This is a genomic window from Microbacterium sp. P26, assembly GCF_023712585.1.
In the GTDB taxonomy this organism is placed as follows: Bacteria; Actinomycetota; Actinomycetes; order Actinomycetales; family Microbacteriaceae; genus Microbacterium; species Microbacterium algihabitans_A.
On record NZ_JAMAXZ010000001.1, the window covers coordinates 255,309 to 271,925 of the forward strand.

The 16,617-nt window shown below is 71.4% G+C and carries 15 protein-coding genes; 6 read left to right on the forward strand and 9 right to left on the reverse strand.

What is annotated here, in order from left to right; all coding sequences use genetic code 11:
• Positions 1 to 26 precede the first annotated feature (26 nt).
• On the reverse strand, positions 27 to 1,994 hold the full coding sequence (locus M3667_RS01295; protein ID WP_251504010.1) for a glycosyltransferase: 1,968 nt from the start codon (positions 1,992 to 1,994) through the stop codon (positions 27 to 29).
• 133 nt (positions 1,995 to 2,127) lie between these two features.
• Here M3667_RS01295 and M3667_RS01300 point away from each other — a divergent pair, with 133 nt between their 5' ends.
• Positions 2,128 to 2,739: a DedA family protein gene (locus M3667_RS01300; RefSeq protein ID WP_251504013.1), complete on the forward strand. Its 612-nt coding sequence runs from the start codon at positions 2,128 to 2,130 to the stop codon at positions 2,737 to 2,739.
• A gap of 119 nt (positions 2,740 to 2,858) precedes the next feature.
• Here the strand turns inward: M3667_RS01300 and M3667_RS01305 are convergent, their stop codons facing one another.
• Positions 2,859 to 3,620 (reverse strand): fructosamine kinase family protein, encoded by a 762-nt coding sequence (locus M3667_RS01305; RefSeq protein ID WP_251504016.1) that lies wholly within the window; start codon positions 3,618 to 3,620, stop codon positions 2,859 to 2,861.
• A 46-nt stretch (positions 3,621 to 3,666) separates the two neighbouring features.
• Here M3667_RS01305 and M3667_RS01310 point away from each other — a divergent pair, with 46 nt between their 5' ends.
• Positions 3,667 to 4,449 carry a DNA/RNA non-specific endonuclease gene (locus M3667_RS01310; RefSeq protein WP_251504018.1) on the forward strand — a complete coding sequence of 261 codons (783 nt, stop codon included), beginning with the start codon at positions 3,667 to 3,669 and terminating at the stop codon, positions 4,447 to 4,449.
• 242 nt (positions 4,450 to 4,691) lie between these two features.
• Here the strand turns inward: M3667_RS01310 and M3667_RS01315 are convergent, their stop codons facing one another.
• The 3 genes from M3667_RS01315 to M3667_RS01325 form a co-directional block, all read right to left on the reverse strand.
• The gene (locus tag M3667_RS01315) at positions 4,692 to 5,294 is read right to left on the reverse strand and encodes a bifunctional 2-polyprenyl-6-hydroxyphenol methylase/3-demethylubiquinol 3-O-methyltransferase UbiG (protein ID WP_251504021.1); all 603 of its coding nucleotides are present in this window, start codon (positions 5,292 to 5,294) and stop codon (positions 4,692 to 4,694) included.
• Between the two features lie 889 nt (positions 5,295 to 6,183).
• Positions 6,184 to 6,828, reverse strand: a complete 645-nt coding sequence (locus M3667_RS01320; RefSeq protein ID WP_251504023.1) for an FMN reductase — start codon at positions 6,826 to 6,828, stop codon at positions 6,184 to 6,186.
• 1 nt (position 6,829) lies between these two features.
• Complete coding sequence (locus M3667_RS01325) at positions 6,830 to 8,062, reverse strand: LLM class flavin-dependent oxidoreductase (RefSeq protein ID WP_251504026.1); 1,233 nt, start codon at positions 8,060 to 8,062, stop codon at positions 6,830 to 6,832.
• A 136-nt stretch (positions 8,063 to 8,198) separates the two neighbouring features.
• Here M3667_RS01325 and M3667_RS01330 point away from each other — a divergent pair, with 136 nt between their 5' ends.
• On the forward strand, positions 8,199 to 9,290 hold the full coding sequence (locus tag M3667_RS01330; RefSeq protein WP_251504028.1) for an acyltransferase family protein: 1,092 nt from the start codon (positions 8,199 to 8,201) through the stop codon (positions 9,288 to 9,290).
• 251 nt (positions 9,291 to 9,541) lie between these two features.
• Here M3667_RS01330 and efeB read toward each other — a convergent pair whose 3' ends face one another.
• The 3 genes from efeB to efeU are packed head-to-tail and all read right to left on the reverse strand — an operon-like array spanning position 9,542 to position 13,146.
• Complete coding sequence (efeB, locus tag M3667_RS01335; RefSeq protein ID WP_251505030.1) at positions 9,542 to 10,837, reverse strand: iron uptake transporter deferrochelatase/peroxidase subunit; 1,296 nt, start codon at positions 10,835 to 10,837, stop codon at positions 9,542 to 9,544.
• A 2-nt stretch (positions 10,838 to 10,839) separates the two neighbouring features.
• Positions 10,840 to 12,069, reverse strand: a complete 1,230-nt coding sequence (gene efeO / locus M3667_RS01340; protein WP_251504031.1) for an iron uptake system protein EfeO — start codon at positions 12,067 to 12,069, stop codon at positions 10,840 to 10,842.
• Between the two features lie 60 nt (positions 12,070 to 12,129).
• Positions 12,130 to 13,146 (reverse strand): iron uptake transporter permease EfeU, encoded by a 1,017-nt coding sequence (gene efeU / locus M3667_RS01345; protein ID WP_251504034.1) that lies wholly within the window; start codon positions 13,144 to 13,146, stop codon positions 12,130 to 12,132.
• A 189-nt stretch (positions 13,147 to 13,335) separates the two neighbouring features.
• Between efeU and M3667_RS01350 the strand changes: the two genes are divergently transcribed.
• Complete coding sequence (locus M3667_RS01350) at positions 13,336 to 14,352, forward strand: isopenicillin N synthase family oxygenase (protein ID WP_251504037.1); 1,017 nt, start codon at positions 13,336 to 13,338, stop codon at positions 14,350 to 14,352.
• Between the two features lie 155 nt (positions 14,353 to 14,507).
• On the opposite strand, the gene rpsO is transcribed toward M3667_RS01350, so the two are convergent.
• Positions 14,508 to 14,777: a 30S ribosomal protein S15 gene (gene rpsO / locus M3667_RS01355; RefSeq protein ID WP_013583433.1), complete on the reverse strand. Its 270-nt coding sequence runs from the start codon at positions 14,775 to 14,777 to the stop codon at positions 14,508 to 14,510.
• A 237-nt stretch (positions 14,778 to 15,014) separates the two neighbouring features.
• Here rpsO and M3667_RS01360 point away from each other — a divergent pair, with 237 nt between their 5' ends.
• Together M3667_RS01360 and M3667_RS01365 are read left to right on the forward strand one after the other, a co-directional pair.
• A complete protein-coding gene (locus M3667_RS01360; protein WP_251504040.1) occupies positions 15,015 to 15,236 on the forward strand; it encodes a DUF167 domain-containing protein in 222 nt (73 codons plus the stop codon).
• Positions 15,233 to 16,537: an MFS transporter gene (locus tag M3667_RS01365; protein ID WP_251504042.1), complete on the forward strand. Its 1,305-nt coding sequence runs from the start codon at positions 15,233 to 15,235 to the stop codon at positions 16,535 to 16,537. The genes M3667_RS01360 and M3667_RS01365 overlap by 4 nt, the downstream gene beginning before the upstream one ends.
• Positions 16,538 to 16,617: the final 80 nt, after the last annotated feature.

A 16,617-nucleotide genomic window follows, 5' to 3' on the forward strand; every position in this document is an offset into this window, starting at 1 on the left:
CAGCGACCGAGCCGGCCCGCAGCGGGTCACACCGCGTCGGCGCGCTCGCGATCGCCGCGGGTGGGCAGCTCGACGTACCCGGTGTGCTTGGCCAGCACGCCGTCGCCGGCCGTGCGCCCCCGCACGCGCCGCCACACCCAGGGCAGGGCGTCACGCGTGAGCCAGGTTCCGCCCGGCCGGTCGCCATCGTCGGCGTGCAGTGCCTCGTCGAGCCCCAGCAGTGCGCGCGCGTCGGGCACGCCGAGCGCTTCGGCCGCGCGATAGGCGACGAGACGGTGACCGGCCGAGCTGAGGTGCACGAGGTCGTCGGCCCACATCGACGTCTCGCCGATCTCGCCCACCGCTTCGAGGTCGAGCAGCATCGCCCCCTGCTCCGCGGCGATGCGCCGCAGGTGCACGTTGTAGGCCGCGAAGCGGCGGGCGAAGATGCGGGCCGCGGGCCGACGCGGCAAGAAGGTCGTGACCAGCAGCACGTCGGCTCCCGTGCGGCGCACCGCGCGCACGGCCGACTCGACCTCGGCGACCAACGCGGCCAGCACCGGGGCGGGGCCCACCAGATCGTTCGCCCCGATGAGGATCGACACGAGATCGGGCTCGAGCGCGAGGGCCGCGGGAATCTGCTCGTCTATCAGGTGCCGCACGCGACGACTGCGCACGGCCAAGTTGGCGTAGCGGAACGGTCCCGCGTCGCTCGTGTGGGCCAAGAGCTCCGCCAGACGGTCGGCCCACCCGCGGAACTGCCCGCTCGGCATGCGCGAGGCGTCGCACAGTCCTTCGGTCAGGCTGTCGCCGAGGGCGACGAAACGGGTCCACCGCCCTCGGGTTCCGGATGCCGCCGGCGCGGCCGGCCGCGCGATCCCGCGTCGCAGCATCACGTCGTCGACGCGGCGCAGGGCCACCGCATCCGCGTAGTGCCCGACGAGGTCGCGGGTGAGCGCCTCCCACGTCCGGCCCTGCACGGCGTCGCGCGCGGCGCGCGAGAACGCGCGGCGTTTGGACTCGTCCCCGACGAGATCGGCGACGCGGGCGCGCATGTCGTCGAGGTCGCCGGGCTTGTACAGCCACCCGTCGACGCTCGAGCGCACCAGGTCGAGGGGTCCGCCGACACCCGTCGCGACCACGGGCACGCCGCTGGCCAGCGCCTCCTGGATCGTCTGGCCGAACGTCTCGCTCTCCCCCGGGTGCACGAACACGTCGAAGCCCGCCATGACCCGCGCGAGCTCCGACCCCGACAGGTGGCCCGTGAACACGGCATCCGGGATCGCCTTCTCGAGGGCGGGGCGCGACGGCCCGTCTCCCACGATGACCAGCCGGGTGTCGGCGAGCTCGGCGAGCGCGCGCAGGTCGTCGGCCTGCTTCTCGGGTGCCAGGCGACCGACGTAGCCCACGATGCGCTGACCGGCCGGGGCCACCTCGGCGCGCCACGACTCGTCGCGGTGCTCGGGGGCGAAGCGCACGGCATCCACTCCCCGCCCCCACCGGCGGATGCGGTCGACGCCCAGCTGCTCGAGCTGCCGCGTCGACGACGACGACGGAGCGAGGGTGAGGGTCGCCCGGCGGTGCAGGCGCGCGACGTGACCGGCGACGAGGGCCGTCGCGTGGGGCAGTCCGTACTTCTGGGCGTAGGCGACGACGTCGGTCTGGTACACCGCGACCGAGGGGATCTTGAGCGCGTCGGCGGCGGCGAGCCCCTGCCAGCCCAGCACGAACGGGGAGGCCAGGTGCACGACGTCGGGATCGAAGTCGCGCAGCAGGGCTCCCAGGCGCGCGGCCCGGGCGAACACCACGCGCACCTCGGGGTACGAGGGCAGCGGCACCGAGCGCAGCAGTTCGGTGCGGGCTCCGTGCAGATCGGCGGTCACGTCGCCGGATTTGGGGGCGATCACGAGCGTCTCGTGGCCCGCCTCCGCCAGATGGCGCAGGACATGGAGAACGGAACCGGTGACCCCGTTCATGTGCGGGAGGAAGGATTCGGCCAGCAGCGCGACTCTCACGACACCAGGGTGAGGCGTGCCGGGGCCCGCGGGGCGCCGTTGGGCCCCGACGTTCGCGATGTTCACCGGATGCTCCGCCGGGCGTCACCGGCGCGTGGGCGGGGCGTCTCGATCCACGGCGGAGAGTGACCGAATGGACGGTGTCGACGCGTGGCTGCAGGCGATCGCGGCGAGTCCGTGGGCGCTCCCCGCGATGGCGCTGCTGGTGTTCGCCGATGCGTTCCTCGTGGTGATCCCCGGTGAGGCCGCGGTCACGGCGTTCGGCGCCTTCGCCGTCGCCCACGGCACTCCCCCGCTCGCCGCGGTGATCCTCGTCGCGGGGGTCGCGGCCTTCGCCGGCGACCTCGGCTGCTATCTGGTGGGGCGCCTCGTGGGCGTCGAGCGCTGGGCGTGGATGCGCGGACCCCGCGTCTCCGCCGCCCTCGACTGGGCGCGGGCACGTCTCGAGCGCAACGCCGCTGTCGTGCTCTTCACCGCGCGGTTCGTGCCGTTCGCGCGGCTCGCGGTGAACCTCGCCGCGGGTGCGGCGCGGGTGAATCCGGCGCGCTACCTCGGCGTCGCGGCCCTCGCCGCCCTCGCGTGGGCGGCCTACCAAGCGGTGATCGGCGCGGTCGTGGCGGCGCTCGTGCCGGGCGGCCCGGTGGTGGCGGTGGTCGTGTCGGTCGTCGTGGCCGTGGGGATCGGCGTCGGCATCGACCTCGTGCTCGCTCGGCGGGCGAAGCGCGGGGCGTCCGCGCGCGGCTGACCCTCGCAGAATCGGAAGATCGCGCCGGAATCGGATCTTGGGCGGTCGTGCGTCCGATTCTGCGAAGTCCCGCGCCCCGGCCAGGACTCCTGAGATCCCGGATGCCGGCTCCCGGCGCCTCAGCCCAGGGCGAGCGTCTGCTCGGCGGCGTCGACAAGAGCGCGCCCGTACGACGGCCCGTGTCCGGCGGCGTGCACGGCGAGCGGATGCAGCTGATGCACCGGCACCCGCTCGCTCCAGCCGTCGCGCAACGGGTGCGCGCGATCGTAGGCGTCGAGGATGCGCTCGAGGAACGGGCATCCGAACAGCTGGAGCATCGCGAGATCCGTCTCGCGGTGACCGCCGTGGGCCGCCGGATCAATCAGCACGACCCCCTCGTGGCCCCACAGCACGTTGCCCGCCCACAGATCCCCGTGCAGGCGCGCGGGCGGCTCGTCGTCGTCGAAGGCTCCGGCCGCGATCAGCGCGCACGCGCGCCCGACGACCTCGGCCCCGGATGCCGACAGGTTGCCGGCCGCGACCGCGACCGACACGAACGGCTCGACGCGCTGCGCCGCGTAGAAGACGCCCCACGTCGGCTTCGGTCGCGCCGGTTGCGAGCGGCTGCCGATGAAGATGTCGCCCGTCCAGCCGGGCGGGGGCGAGCCGAACGCCTCAGCCCCGGCATCGTGGGTCGCGGCGAGCGCGACGCCGAAGGCATCGGCGGCCTCCCCGGAGGGACGCGTCTCGGCGATGCGTTCCAGCACGATCCGCCGGTCGGCGACCTCGATCACCTCGGCGATGCGTGCGCCGCCCGCCTCGGCGAGCCACCGGAGCCCGGCGGCCTCGGCGGCGAAGAATCCGGCTGGGGCGTCGGGGCGGGTCTTCACGTGCTGTTCCATCGATCCAGTCTGTCGCGATGTCGGAGGTCACCGGCACGATGGGGGCATGAGCGACGGCTACGACCCGGACTTCCTCGGCATCCCCCTGCCCCTCCCCTCTCCTGCGCAGCCCACCACGCGGCTCGACTACCCGCGCTTCACGGTGCTGCTCGACGAGCAGCGGCGTTTCGCGACGGTCACCGCCGTGGTGATCGACGGAGCGAGCCTGCTCGATCTGCCGCGCACGGGTGAGTGGCGCCTCGACTCGCGCGCTCCCGCCGAGGCGCAGGCCGGGCCCGACGTCTACAGCCGCAATGATCTCGACCGCGGGCATCTCGTGCGCCGCCGCGATCCCGGCTGGGGCGCCGCCGACGAGGCGCGCGAGGCCACCGAAGCGACGTTCTTCTACACGAACGCCGCGCCGCAGGCCGCCGGCTTCAACCAGTCGAAAGAGCTCTGGCTCGGCCTCGAAGACCACGTCCTGGCCTACGCCGAGGCGACCGACCAGCGCATCGCCGTGTTCACCGCGCCGGTGCTCGCCGACGACGACCCGCCCTACCGCGGCATCCGGGTGCCGCTGCGGTTCTGGAAGATCGCCGCATGGCGTCAGGGCGACTCGCTCGCCGCGGCCGGCTTCGTGCTCGATCAGAGCGAGCTCGTCGACACCCGGCAGGGCCTCGTCGTGCCGCCCCTCGGCGCGTTCCGCACGTTCCAGGTGCCGATCGCCGACATCGCCGCCGAGGCGGGCGTCGACGTCGGCCCGCTCGTCGAGGCCGACACCTTCGTGCGTCGTGGGCTACGCCCGGTCGCCGCGCGCGAGCTGCGGAGCACCGACGACATCGTGCTGTGAGGTGGGTCCGCTGGCTGAGCCTGTCGAAGCCTCCCGGCCCGCGGCGGACCGGCTGCCGTCGGCGCACCCCAGGTGGCTGAGCCTGCCGAAGCCCCCGGTCACCGGCGGACCCACCGGCCCGGCGCACCCCAGGTGGCTGAGCCCGTCGAAGACCCCGGTCACCGGCGATCGGCACAAGCCTTTCCGGCCCGGTCGACGCACCTGACCGGCGTCGTCGCCCGGCCATGGCCGGCCGCCGCCTCTCAGCGCACCCGCACCGCGTGCAGCACCGTGTCGATCGCGGGCTGCGCGTGCCCGTCGCGCAGCTCGGAGTCGGCGGTGCCCCGCGTCACCTGCTCGCAGCGCTCGATGCGGAAGCGGTCGTCGAGCGCGCCGCGCAGCAGCTCGGGCGTGTAGAGGATCGCCGGGTCGGAGGGACCGTGCCCGCCCGCGGCGATGTTGTCGACGTCGTGGCCGATCACCACGAGCGTCCCGCCGACGGCGACCCACTCCGCGATCCGCGCGATGGCCGCGGCGTTATCGCGCAGATGCAGGTAGCACGACACCACCAGATCGACGGATGCCGCGGGCTCGAACTCGTGCACATCGGCACGCACCCAGGAGACGGCGTCGCCTCCCGGGCGGGCAGCGGCGAGCGCGAGACCCGCGCTCGAGAAGTCGATGCCCGTCGCCGTCCAGCCGCGCTGCGCCAGCCAGAGGGCGGTGCGTCCGTCACCGGTTGCCACGTCGACGGCGGAGCCCGGTGCCAACGCGCCGGCGATCTCACGGACGACGGCGGGAGGCTGGGTCGCCCACACTCCCCCGGCGGAGGCGCGGTAGCGCTCGTCCCACTGCGTGGCATCCATTCGGTCTCCTCCCGTTTGCTCCCACCCTAGATCCGCGTGCGTGAGCCCCGGCGCCCGCGTCGCCTTCGAGCCGAGGCCGCAGAACGGATGCCGTCGCCTCACCGCTCCGCATCCGCTGCACCGACCGCGTCCCGCCCACCGCGATGCGCGCAACCTCAGCGATCCGCACACCCTCAGCCCAAACCCCCACATGACGACTGAGATTGCGCGAACCGCTCACTCAGCGCCACCACGCCCGCCCCCGCGATCCGCACATCCTCAGCGATCCGCACACCCTCAGCCCAAACCCCCACATGACGACTGAGATTGCGCGAACCGCTCGCTCAGCGCCACCACGCCCGCCCCCGCGATCCGCACATCCTCAGCGATCCGCACATCCTCAGCCCACACCCCCAGATGACGACTGAGATTGCGCGAATCGCTCACTCAGCGCCGCCACGCCCGCCCACCGCGATCCGCACACCTCAGCGAACCGCACACCCTCAGCAATCCGCACAACCTCAGCCCGAAACCCCCGGATGACGACTGAGATTGCGCGAATCGCTCGCTCAGCGCCGCCACGCCCGCGCACCGCGATCCGCGCCCCTCACCGATCCGCACAACCTCAGTGATCCGAAAAACCTCAGCCCAAAACCCCCGTTATCGGCTGAGGTTGCGCGAATCGCTCACTCAGCGCCGCCACGCCCGCGCACCGCGATCCGCACACCCTCAGCGATCCGCACAACCTCAGCCCAAAACCCCCGTTATCGGCTGAGGTTGCGCGAATCCCTCACTCTGCGTCGCCGCGCGGACACCGCCGTGCGTCATCGCGCGCACAGCACGGGAAGCCGCGCGGACAGCACGAAGCCCCGCCACCCGAACGAACGGGCGACGGGGCTCCGTCACAGGGTCACTCCCCCGACAGACCACCCAGCAGGTGACCGAACGAGCGGCCCTCGCCGAGGTACGAGGACGGGTCGAAGGGGTCGGCGTCGCGCACGGGTTCGCGGGCGGCGATGGCATCCGCGAGCTCACGGGCGCCGCGGTCGACGCGGGATCCGAGCGGGGCGACCTCGTCGGCGTTGGCACCCCAGTCGCTCGAGGCGGCGAACACCCCGGTCGGCACGGGGTTGGCGTGCAGGTAGGTGAACAGCGGACGGATCGCGTAGTCGATCGCGAGCGAGTGCCGGGCGGTGCCGGCGTTCGCTCCGATGAGCACGGGGGTTCCGGTGAGCGCCTGCGGGTCGAGCACGTCGATGAACGACTTGAACAGGCCCGAGTAGCTCGTCGAGAAGATCGGCGTGACGGCGATGATGCCGTCGGCCGAGACGACCGTGTTGATCATCTGCTCGAGGGCGGGCGGGGCGAAGCCGGTGAGCAGGTTGTCGGTGAGGTCGTGCGCGTAGTCACGCAGCTCGAACACGTCGGCGGTGGCCTCGATCCCGCGCTCGCGCAGCTCCGCGAGCACGGCGTGGCTGAGCCGGTCACCGAGCATGCGGGTCGACGAGGGCGTCGACAGGCCCGCGGTCACGACCGCGATGCGACGGGCGGCCATCTCAGGCACCGACCTTGGTCGCTGCGGCGCCGAACGCGCTGCCCGAGCGGGGCGCGGCATCCTGGTACGGGCTCCCCGACACCATGTTGTCGCCCCGGTTCGCACCGGGAACCGCCTGACGCGGAGCCGCACCGGCGTAGATCCTCTCGACCTGGTTGGCGTGCGTGGGGGCGTCGGGCACCTCGGCCGGGCGGTTCTTCTGCAGCTCCTTGCGCAGCACCGGCACGACCTCGCCGCCCAAGATGTCGAGCTGCTCGAGCACGGTCTTGGTGGGAAGACCGGCGTGGTCGATGAGGAAGAGCTGGCGCTGGTAGTCGCCGAACGTCTCGCGCATCGCGGCGTAGCGGTCGATGATCTGCTGCGGCGAGCCGACGGTCAGCGGGGTCATCTCGCTGAAGTCCTCGAGGCTCGGGCCGTGGCCGTAGACGGGCGCGTTGTCGAAGTACGGGCGGAACTCCCGTACGGCGTCCTGCGAGTTGGCGCGCATGAACACCTGGCCACCGAGGCCGACGATCGCCTGCTGCGGGGTGCCGTGGCCGTAGTGCGCGAAGCGCTCGCGGTACAGCGTGATGAGGCGCTGGTAGTGCTCCTTGGGCCAGAAGATGTTGTTCGCGAAGAAGCCGTTGCCGTAGTAGGCGGCCTGCTCGGCGATCTCGGGCGTGCGGATCGAGCCGTGCCACACGAACGGGGGCACGCCGTCGAGGGGACGCGGGGTCGAGGTGAAGCCCTGCAGCGGGGTGCGGAACTTTCCCTCCCAGTCGACGACGTCTTCACGCCACAGCTTGTGCAGCAGGTCGTAGTTCTCGATGGTCAACGGCAGACCCTGCCGGATGTCCTTGCCGAACCAGGGGTAGACCGGGCCGGTGTTGCCGCGGCCGAGCATGAGGTCGGCGCGGCCGTTCGAGACGTGCTGCAGCATCGCGAAGTCTTCGGCGATCTTCACCGGGTCGTTCGTGGTGATGAGCGTCGTGGAGGTCGTGAGGATGAGGCGCTCGGTCTGGGCCGCGATGTACGCGAGCGTCGTCGTGGGCGACGACGACCAAAACGGCGGGTTGTGGTGCTCGCCGAGGGCGAAGACGTCGAGGCCGACCTCTTCGGTGTGCTTGGCGATCGTGAGCGTGTCCTTGATGCGCTGGGCTTCGCTCGGCGTCGCGCCGGTGGTCGGGTCCTGGGTGATGTCGCTCACCGTCATGACACCGAACTGCATTCCGGGCCAGGTGTTCGTCTCGTTCATGATGCGACCTCCGTTTGTATGCATCTGAATATACATGGTGGAACGCACCACGCCCAGCTTTATTCCTCCTACCTCATCGGCATCCGGAAACCGCCCCCGTCGACCCGTCACGGGCTCGCGACTAGCGTCGCTGGAGATGACGGATGCCGTGACCCCCATCCCTGTGACCGCGCGCGTGCCCTTCTGGGACAACGCCCGCTTCGCCGCGATCGTGCTCGTCGTGCTCGGACACGCGATCCAGCGCCTCACCTACGACTCGGATGCCGCGGAGGCACTGTACCTGCTCGTCTACGCGTTCCACATGCCGCTGTTCGCCCTCGTCTCGGGCTACTTCTCGTCGGCGGCCGAGCCCACGCGGCGGCGGATGGCGCGCGTGTTCACCGATCTCATCGCGCCGTACGTGATCTTCGAGACCCTCTGGACAATCGTGCAGTTCGCCGTCACCGGCCGCACGAACCTCGACCCGGCCCAACCGTCGTGGACCCTGTGGTTCCTGCTCGCGCTCGCGCTGTTCCGTGTCGCCCTGCCGTATCTGGCTCTGCTGCGCGCCCCCGTCGTCTGGGCACTGGCGATCTCGGTCGCCGCGGGATACCTGCCAAGCATCGACTCGACCTTCTCGGTCTCGCGGTTCCTCGGCCTGCTGCCGTTCTTCACCCTCGGGTGGTGGCTGCGCGAGCGCGACGTCGTCGCACGCCTCGGGCTGCTCGCGAGCCGCCCGGCGTGGATGCGGGTGGTCGCCGCGGGCATCCTCGCGGGAGCCGGCGTGCTCGCCTTCGTGTTCGTCGACACGTGGCAGGATCTGCGCCTCGGAACGTGGTTCTTCTTCGTCGACGCCTACGTCGATCTCGACGCCCCGCAATGGTGGGCGGGCGCCGGGCGCCTGGCGATCATCGCCCTCGCGCTGGTGCTGATGACGGCGTTCCTCGTGCTGATCCCGCGCCGCGAGACCCGGTGGACGCACCTCGGCCGTTCCACGATGTACGTGTATCTGCTCCACACTCTCGTGCTCTACCCGTTCCGCCAGTCGGGGGTGCTGCGGGGGCTCGAACCGATGTGGGTGTGGATCCCGGTCGTCGTGCTCGCCAGCGTCGCCATCGCCGTGGCCCTGTCGAGCCGCCCGGTACGGCGCGTCTTCCGCCCGCTCGTCGAGCCCCGGATGCCGTGGCTCTTCCGCGATCGCGCGCTCGGCGTCGGCCGCCGGCCCGCGGCATCCACGCGAGGTCCCTGAGCCCGCCGAAGGGACCGGACCCTGCGACCGCCCGGCGCAACACGAGGTCCCTGAGCCTGTCGAAGGGACCGGACCCCCGCGCACGCCCGGCGCAACACGAGGTCCCTGAGCCTGTCGAAGGGACCGGGACCCGCGCGCGCCCGGTGGCTTCGACACGCTCAGCCACCTGCCGACCGGACCCCCGCAGGCGTCCGGTGGCTTCGACACGCTCAGCCACCTGCCGGCCGGACCCCGCGCGGGGCGCAGCCGCTCTACGCTCCGAGCAGTCCCGCGCCGATCGAGGTGCCGGACGGGGCGGCGGGCGGCACGGCCCACAGTCCCGAGCCGACGTGGCGCAGGTATTCGCCCATGGCATCCGTCGCCAGAGCCTTCTGCAGGGTGATGAAGCGGTCGGGGCTCTTCTGGAACGACAGGAAGAACAGCCCCGCGTTGAGGCGTCCGAGGTCGGTCGTGCCGTCGACGAAGTTGTAGCCGCGGCGGAGGATGCGGATGCCGCCGTTCATGTCGGGATGCGCGAGCCGCACGTGACTGCGCGCGTCGATCGCGGGCTTGCCCGTCGCCCCGACGGCGGAGAAGTCGGGCGCGGCAAACTCGTCGCCGCCCGAGAGCGGGGCGCCGTTCGCCTTGTCGCGCCCGACGACGCGGTCCTGCTCGGCGAGACGCGTGCGGTCCCACGTCTCGATGAGCATCGCGATGCGACGCGCGACGAGGTACGACCCGCCCGCGAGCCACGCCGGACCCTCGGATGCCGACACCCACACGTTCTCGTCGAGAGCGGCCGCGTCGTCGGCGAGGATGTTGGCCGTTCCGTCCTTGTAGCCGAACAGGTTGCGGGGCGTCGACTGGTCGGCCGTGGTCTTCGAGGTGCGGCCGAATCCGAGCTGCGACCAGCGGATGGTCGCCCGTCCGAAGGCGATGCGGCTGAGATTGCGGATCGCGTGCACGGCGACCTGGGGGTCGTCGGCGCACGCCTGGATGCACAAGTCGCCGTCGGAGCGGAGCGGGTCGAGGTCGTCGCCGAGGAAGGCCGGAAGCCTCTCGAGCCCCGCGGGCTTCTGTCCCTCGAGGCCGAAGCGCTGGTCGAACAGCGAGGGGCCGAAACCGAAGGTGATCGTGAGGTTGCTAGCGGGCAGGCCGAGCGCCTCGCCGGTGTCGTCGGGCGGGGCCTCGGGCGAGCCGTTGACGGCGCCACTCGCGCTCACCTCGAGTCCCTGCATCATGCGGGTGGCCGCGTACGTCCAGTCCGACAGCAGCTCGGCGAGGTCGTCGCGGGTGGTGCGCGCCATCATGTCGTACGACGCGAAGTGCAGGTGCTCCTGCACTTCCGTCGTGATCCCGGGCTGATGGATGCCGCTCGTCGTCGCCGCGGCATCCATCACCGCCTTCTGCTGCTCGCGCGCGAACGCCTGCCCGCCGACGAGGCCGCCGCCCGCGCCCACCACGAGTCCCGTGGCGCCGGCGCCCAGCGCCAACCCCATGAGTCCGCGGCGGGACAGGCCGCCGGCATCCGGAGCCTTCTCGTCGGGCGTGTTCTCGGCGTCGCTCATGCTCACTCCAGGATCGTGACCGTCAGCTGCGACAGCGGCTCGGCGAGGGCGTTGATGAGGTCGGTGAGCTGGCGCTTGTCGGCCTCGGTGACCTGGCTGTAGGGAACGAAGCCGGCGTCGAGCGAGCCGTAGGTCGCCAGTGCCGCCTCGAGGTCGGCGTACCCGGCGTCGATGCGGGTGACGAGCTCGGCACCCTTGTCGCCCTTCGACTCGGCGAAGTCGCGCACGAGAGAGAAGGCCATCTTCGAGCCCTCGACGTTCGCGGCGAAGTCGTTGAGGTCGGTTCCCGACCACCAGTCCTCTTCACCGCTGATCTTGCCGGTCGCGACCTCGTCGAGCAGCGCGATCGCGCCGTTCGAGATGCCCGCCACGCCCTGGTCTTCGAGGGTCTGCGTGAAGGTGTCGGAGTGCACGTAGTCGTACAGCTCCTGCGTGTCGGCGATCAGCTTGTCGCCGGAGGTCGCGCGCTCGGCCGGCGTCGAGGGCGCCCAGTCCTTCCACGCGGGCGTCTCGCCATCGGCGTTGAGCGCATCCTGCGCGGGAACCCACAGGTCCTTCTCGATGCGGTGGAAACCGGTCCACTCCAGGCCCTCGGCGACCGCGTCGACCTCCCGGTAGTCGATGCGCGGGTCGAGGTCGCCCAGCGCCTCCGCGATCGGCTCGATGCGCTCGTAGAACGCCCGCACGCGCGGGAACTGCTCGCGAGCGGTCGCGTCGTCGCCCGACTCGTAGGCGGCGGTGAAGCTCTGCACGGCGGGGAGGAGCTGCCCCGTCTGGTCCTTCACGAACGCGGCGTAGAGGTCGACGGCCTGCTTCTTCTGCTCGGCATCCGGACCCTCGACCGCGACCGCGTCACCCGTGACGGTGAAGCTCTTCTTGCCGACGCCGTCGCCGACCATGCCGGGCTTGCAGAGGGTGAAGTAGTCACCGGGCTGAGCGACGACCGTGAGGGTGCGCGAGGCTCCCGGGGCGACGTTCTCGACCTCGCCGACGATCCGCAGGCCGTCGGAGGCCAGCAGGTAGAACTCGGTGACCTGGTCGCTCTTGTTCGCGATGTCGAACGCGACGGTGCCACTGGGCGCCGTGCTCGCCGACACCGCGCAGTCGTTCGCGGTCGAGGTGACGGCGAGCGCTCCCCCGGCGGCCGCGTCGGCCTTGGCGACGCAGCCCGAGAGGGCGAGGACGGCCGCGCCGGCCACGGCCGTGGCCGCGAGGAGGCGTGTCGAATTCATGGGTGCTCCGTTCGGATGTGGGGCGGATGCCGCGGCGCCCAGCGCGCGCGGAAGAAGGGGTCAGGACGTGGCGGGGGTCGCGGTCGACGTGGTCCGCGCGACGGGTGCGGTCGGCGATGCCGCGGTGGGCGAGGCTGTGGCCGCGGGGGCGGCCGGGACCGACGCGGACGCAGCGGCTTGCGCGGCGCGCGGACGTCGGTTGCCGCGAACGCCGCGGATGAACAACGGCACGACCACGGCGATGTAGACCACCCACGCGATCACCTGCAGCCACGTCATCTTCGGCATGAAGCCGACGGTGGCCTGCAGGAGCGCGGCAAGCGCGCTGTCGGGCGCGATCACGGCGGAGACGTCGAACGCCCAGCCGAAGGGCAGACCCGCCCAGCCGATCGCGACGAGTCCGGTCGCGGGATCGACGGGAGCGCCGGCCCCGAACGGACCGGGCAGCGCACCGGCCTCCTGCAGGTCATGGAAGGCGTAGGCCAGCACGCCCGCGGCCACGACCACGAGGAAGCCCCCGCTCCAGGTGAAGAAGCGGCCGAGGTTGAGGCGCAGCATGCCGCGCGCGATGAACCATCCGAGCACCGCGGCGACACCGAGACCGACGACGGCACCGATCAGCGCGACCGCCTGGTCCTGGAACGACTGCACCATGGCCCACAGGAACAGCGTCGTCTCGACGCCTTCGCGGGCGACCGAGACGAACCCGATCGCGACGAGCGCCCAGACGCCCCCGCGCAGCGCCTTGTCGACGCCGCCCTCGAGGCCCGACTTCATCGTGCGGCCGGCCTTCTGCATCCAGAAGATCATCCAGGTGACCATCGCCACGGCGAGCAGCGACAGTCCGCCGCCGAGCAGCTCCTGCGCCTCGAAGGTGAGCATGTAGGCGCTGAAGGTGAACGCGGCGCCGATGGCGAGCGCGAGCGCGATCGCCAGGCCCACTCCGGTCCACAGCTTCGGCAGCGCATCGCGCCGGCCGACGCGCGTGAGGTAGGCCACGAGGATGCCGACGACGAGCGCGGCCTCGAGGCCTTCGCGGAGGCCGATGAGGAAGGTGGCGAAGAAGCTGGCAAGCACGGGCGGGTGTTCCGACTTTCGTGAGAGGACGGGGTCGCGACGGTGCGGATCAGGTAAGGACAGCCTCACCTGACTGTGACAGATTACGCACATTCGTCCATTCGCGCATCTCGAGTCGCCTTCCGAGCGCCGGAAGTAACCCGCGGCAACATTCGCGCACGCCATCTCGCGCCGATCTAGCCTCGACCCATGTCCGAGCTCAATCTCCCCGTCCTCGACCTCTCGCTCCTCGACCAGGGGCCGGATGCCGCCGCCCGGTTCCGCGACGAGCTGCGCGCCGCGACGCACGACGTCGGATTCTTCTACCTCACCGGCACGGGTGTGAGCCCCACCCTCGAGGGGCGCCTGCTGCAGGCCGCGAAGGACTTCTTCGCCCTGCCCGAGGCCGAGAAGCTGTCGATCGAGAACGTCACGAGCCCGCACTTCCGCGGCTACACCCGCGTCGGCGGCGAGCTGACGCAGGGCCGGGTGGACTGGCGCGAGCAGATCGACATCGGCCCCGAGCGCGAGCCCGTGACCGACCCCGACGGCCCCGGCTACAACCGTCTCGTCGGACCCAACCTGTGGCCCGCCGCCCAGCCCGAGCTGCAGGAGGTCGTGGCCGAGTGGCACGATCACCTCACCGGCATCGCCCGCAAGCTCCTGCGCGCCTGGGCCCTCGCGCTCGGCGCCGAGGAGCAGTACTTCGACCGTCACTTCGGCGACCCGCAGACCCTCATCAAGATCGTCCGCTACCCCGGCAAGGACGACCCCACGCCCCAGCAAGGGGTCGGCGCCCACAAGGACTCGGGCGTTCTCACGCTGCTCTGGGTCGAGCCCGGAAAGGGCGGCCTGCAGGTCGAGCGCGACGGCGAGTGGGTCGACGCTCCCCCGGTCCCGAGCGCGTTCGTCGTCAACATCGGCGAGCTGCTCGAGTACGCCACGCAGGGCTACCTCACCGCGACGAACCACCGGGTGATCTCGCCGCGCTTCCCCGACGAGCGCATCTCGGTGCCGTTCTTCTTCAACCCGGCCCTCGACGCGCGCCTGCCGATCATCGAGTTGCCCGCCGAGCTCGCCGCCGACGCCCGCGGCGTCTCTCAGGACCCGTCGAACCCCATCCACGCGACCTACGGAGAGAACGCGCTCAAGTCGCGGCTGCGCGCCCACCCCGACGTGGCCGAGCGCTGGCACCCCGACCTGGTCGCGTCCCGCGCGGCATCCTGAACTGGTTCGCGACCGAGGTGGCTGATCCTGTCGAAGCCACCGGTCCCTTCGACGAGCTCAGGGACCTCCCGCCCGGCATCCGGGAATGACGAAGGCCGCCCCACACCGTGGGGCGGCCTTCCAAGAATGTTTTGCGCGATAGAACGCTGGTGCGATTAGCGACGCAGACCGAGACGCTCGATGAGCGAGCGGTAACGGTTGATGTCGACATCCTGCAGGTAACCCAGCAGGCGACGGCGCTGACCGACGAGCAGGAAGAGTCCACGGCGCGAGTGGTGGTCGTGCTTGTGGATCTTGAGGTGCTCGGTGAGGTCCTTGATGCGCTGCGTCATCATCGCGACCTGCACCTCGGGGGATCCGGTGTCACCGGGGTGCGTCGCGTACTCTTCGATGATCGCCTTCTTGACGTCTGCTTCGAGTGCCATAGATGGGATCCCCTTCCTTCTCATTGCGCGGCGCCCGTCACACGATGTGCGAGCTCTCTTTATCCGCGGCCGATCGAACGGCAACCGCATGAGTCTACCAGCATCCGGATGCCGAGACCGCACCGGTCGGCGACGCTTGAGCCCGGCCGCGCAGCGCGCTCCTCGAGGGCTCCGGATGCCACGGATCCGACGCCGCACGCGACCGACGGTGTCGGAGGCCTGGCGTAGCCTCGATGCGTGCAGCTCACCGTCCGCGTCAAACCCGGCAGCCGGCGCGGCCCCTTCGTCGAAGACACCGCCGACGGGCTCGTGGTCCACGTCCGCGAGCGCGCCGTCGACGGCGCGGCCAACGACGGCGTCGTGAGGGCCCTCGCCGCCCACTTCGCCGTGGCCCCGCGCGACGTCGAGATCCTGCGCGGCCACTCCGCTCGCCTCAAGCGGATCGAGGTCGACGCATGAGCGTGCGCCAGAGCGCCTTCATCGACATCCGCCCCCTGACCACCTCTCCCGCGTTCGCGCGCCTATGGGTCGGGTCGACGCTCGCCGGCCTCGGCGGTCAGCTGACGGTCGTCGCCGTCATGCTGCACGTGTTCGAGCTCACTCAGAGCACCCTCGCCGTGTCGATGATCGCCGTGGCGGGGCTGCTGCCCATGATCGTCGCGGGCCTGTACGGCGGAATGCTCGCCGACGCGTTCGATCGACGCACCGTGGCGCTGCTCGCGGCCGTGGTCACCTTCGTCTCGACGGCGTTGCTGGCGGTGCTCGCGTGGACCGGCCTCGAGACCGTGGCGTGGCTGTTCGTGCTGAGCGTGGTGAACTCCGCGGCGAACTCGATCGTCATGGCGACCAAGTCGGCGATCACCCCGCGCCTGATCTCGCGCGACCTGCTTCCCGCGGCCGCGGCGCTGCAGGGCGTGACCGTGGGGATCATGGTCATGGCGGGCCCGGCCCTCGCCGGCGTGCTGGTCGCGTTCGCAGGGTACGCGTGGACCTACTCGCTCGACGTGCTGCTGATGACCTCGCTGTTCCTCGGGCTGTGGTCGCTGCCCAAACTCCGCCCCGAGGGCGAGATCGTACGGCCCGGGCTCGAGTCGCTCCGCGACGGCGTGCGCTTTCTGCGCCGCGCGCCGAACATCCGCCTGCAGTACGTGCTCGACATCATCGCGATGACCTTCGGCCAGCCCGTGGCGCTGTTCCCGGCGATCGGCGCGGTCCTCCTCGGCGGTGGGGCGATCACCACGGGTGTCCTCACCGCGGCGGTCGCGGCGGGGGCGTTCTTCTCGAGCCTGTTCTCGGGCCCGATCGGTCGCGTGCGTCGCCAGGGGCTCGGCATCGAACGCGCAATTCAGGTGTACGGGCTGTCGATCGCCGCGTTCGGCGTCGTGCTCCTGGCCGCGACCCTGGGCTGGGCGCGACCCGCCGACACCGGCGAAGAGCACGGGGCGGTGTTGTTGATCGTGCTCGCGGCGCTCGTGCTCGCGGTCTCGGGAGCGGCCGACAACGTCAGTGCGATCTATCGGTCGACGATGATGCAGGCGGCGGTTCCGGATGCCATGCGGGGGCGACTGCAGGGCATCTTCGTCGTCGTGGTGGCGGGCGGCCCCCGCATCGGAGCCCTGTACGCCGGTACGCTGGCGACGCTCACGGCGCTGTGGGTTCCGCCCCTGTTCGGCGGGATCGTGATCCTCGGCCTCGTCGGCACGCTGGTGCGGTTCACGCCGCGTTTCCGGGCGTACGACGCACTCGACCCTCAGCCCTGACGCGCCGCGCGACACGCGCCTGCCGATCGTCGGCGGATTTCAGCCGTCGCAGCCGACCGGCCCGCGCGATGTCGGTGGTC

Bases quoted from the DNA above. Each gene is read 5' to 3' on its own strand.
- M3667_RS01310 (WP_251504018.1), top strand. From the start codon at position 3,667: ATGAGCGACGGCTACGACCCGGACTTCCTCGGCATCCCCCTGCCCCTC.
- M3667_RS01330 (WP_251504028.1), top strand. From the start codon at position 8,199: ATGACGGATGCCGTGACCCCCATCCCTGTGACCGCGCGCGTGCCCTTC.
- M3667_RS01315 (WP_251504021.1), bottom strand. From the start codon at position 5,294: ATGGATGCCACGCAGTGGGACGAGCGCTACCGCGCCTCCGCCGGGGGA.
- M3667_RS01305 (WP_251504016.1), bottom strand. From the start codon at position 3,620: ATGGAACAGCACGTGAAGACCCGCCCCGACGCCCCAGCCGGATTCTTC.
- M3667_RS01300 (WP_251504013.1), top strand. From the start codon at position 2,128: ATGGACGGTGTCGACGCGTGGCTGCAGGCGATCGCGGCGAGTCCGTGG.
- M3667_RS01320 (WP_251504023.1), bottom strand. From the start codon at position 6,828: ATGGCCGCCCGTCGCATCGCGGTCGTGACCGCGGGCCTGTCGACGCCC.
- rpsO (WP_013583433.1), bottom strand. From the start codon at position 14,777: ATGGCACTCGAAGCAGACGTCAAGAAGGCGATCATCGAAGAGTACGCG.
- M3667_RS01325 (WP_251504026.1), bottom strand. From the start codon at position 8,062: ATGAACGAGACGAACACCTGGCCCGGAATGCAGTTCGGTGTCATGACG.
- M3667_RS01365 (WP_251504042.1), top strand. From the start codon at position 15,233: ATGAGCGTGCGCCAGAGCGCCTTCATCGACATCCGCCCCCTGACCACC.
- efeO (WP_251504031.1), bottom strand. From the start codon at position 12,069: ATGAATTCGACACGCCTCCTCGCGGCCACGGCCGTGGCCGGCGCGGCC.
- efeB (WP_251505030.1), bottom strand. From the start codon at position 10,837: ATGAGCGACGCCGAGAACACGCCCGACGAGAAGGCTCCGGATGCCGGC.
- M3667_RS01350 (WP_251504037.1), top strand. From the start codon at position 13,336: ATGTCCGAGCTCAATCTCCCCGTCCTCGACCTCTCGCTCCTCGACCAG.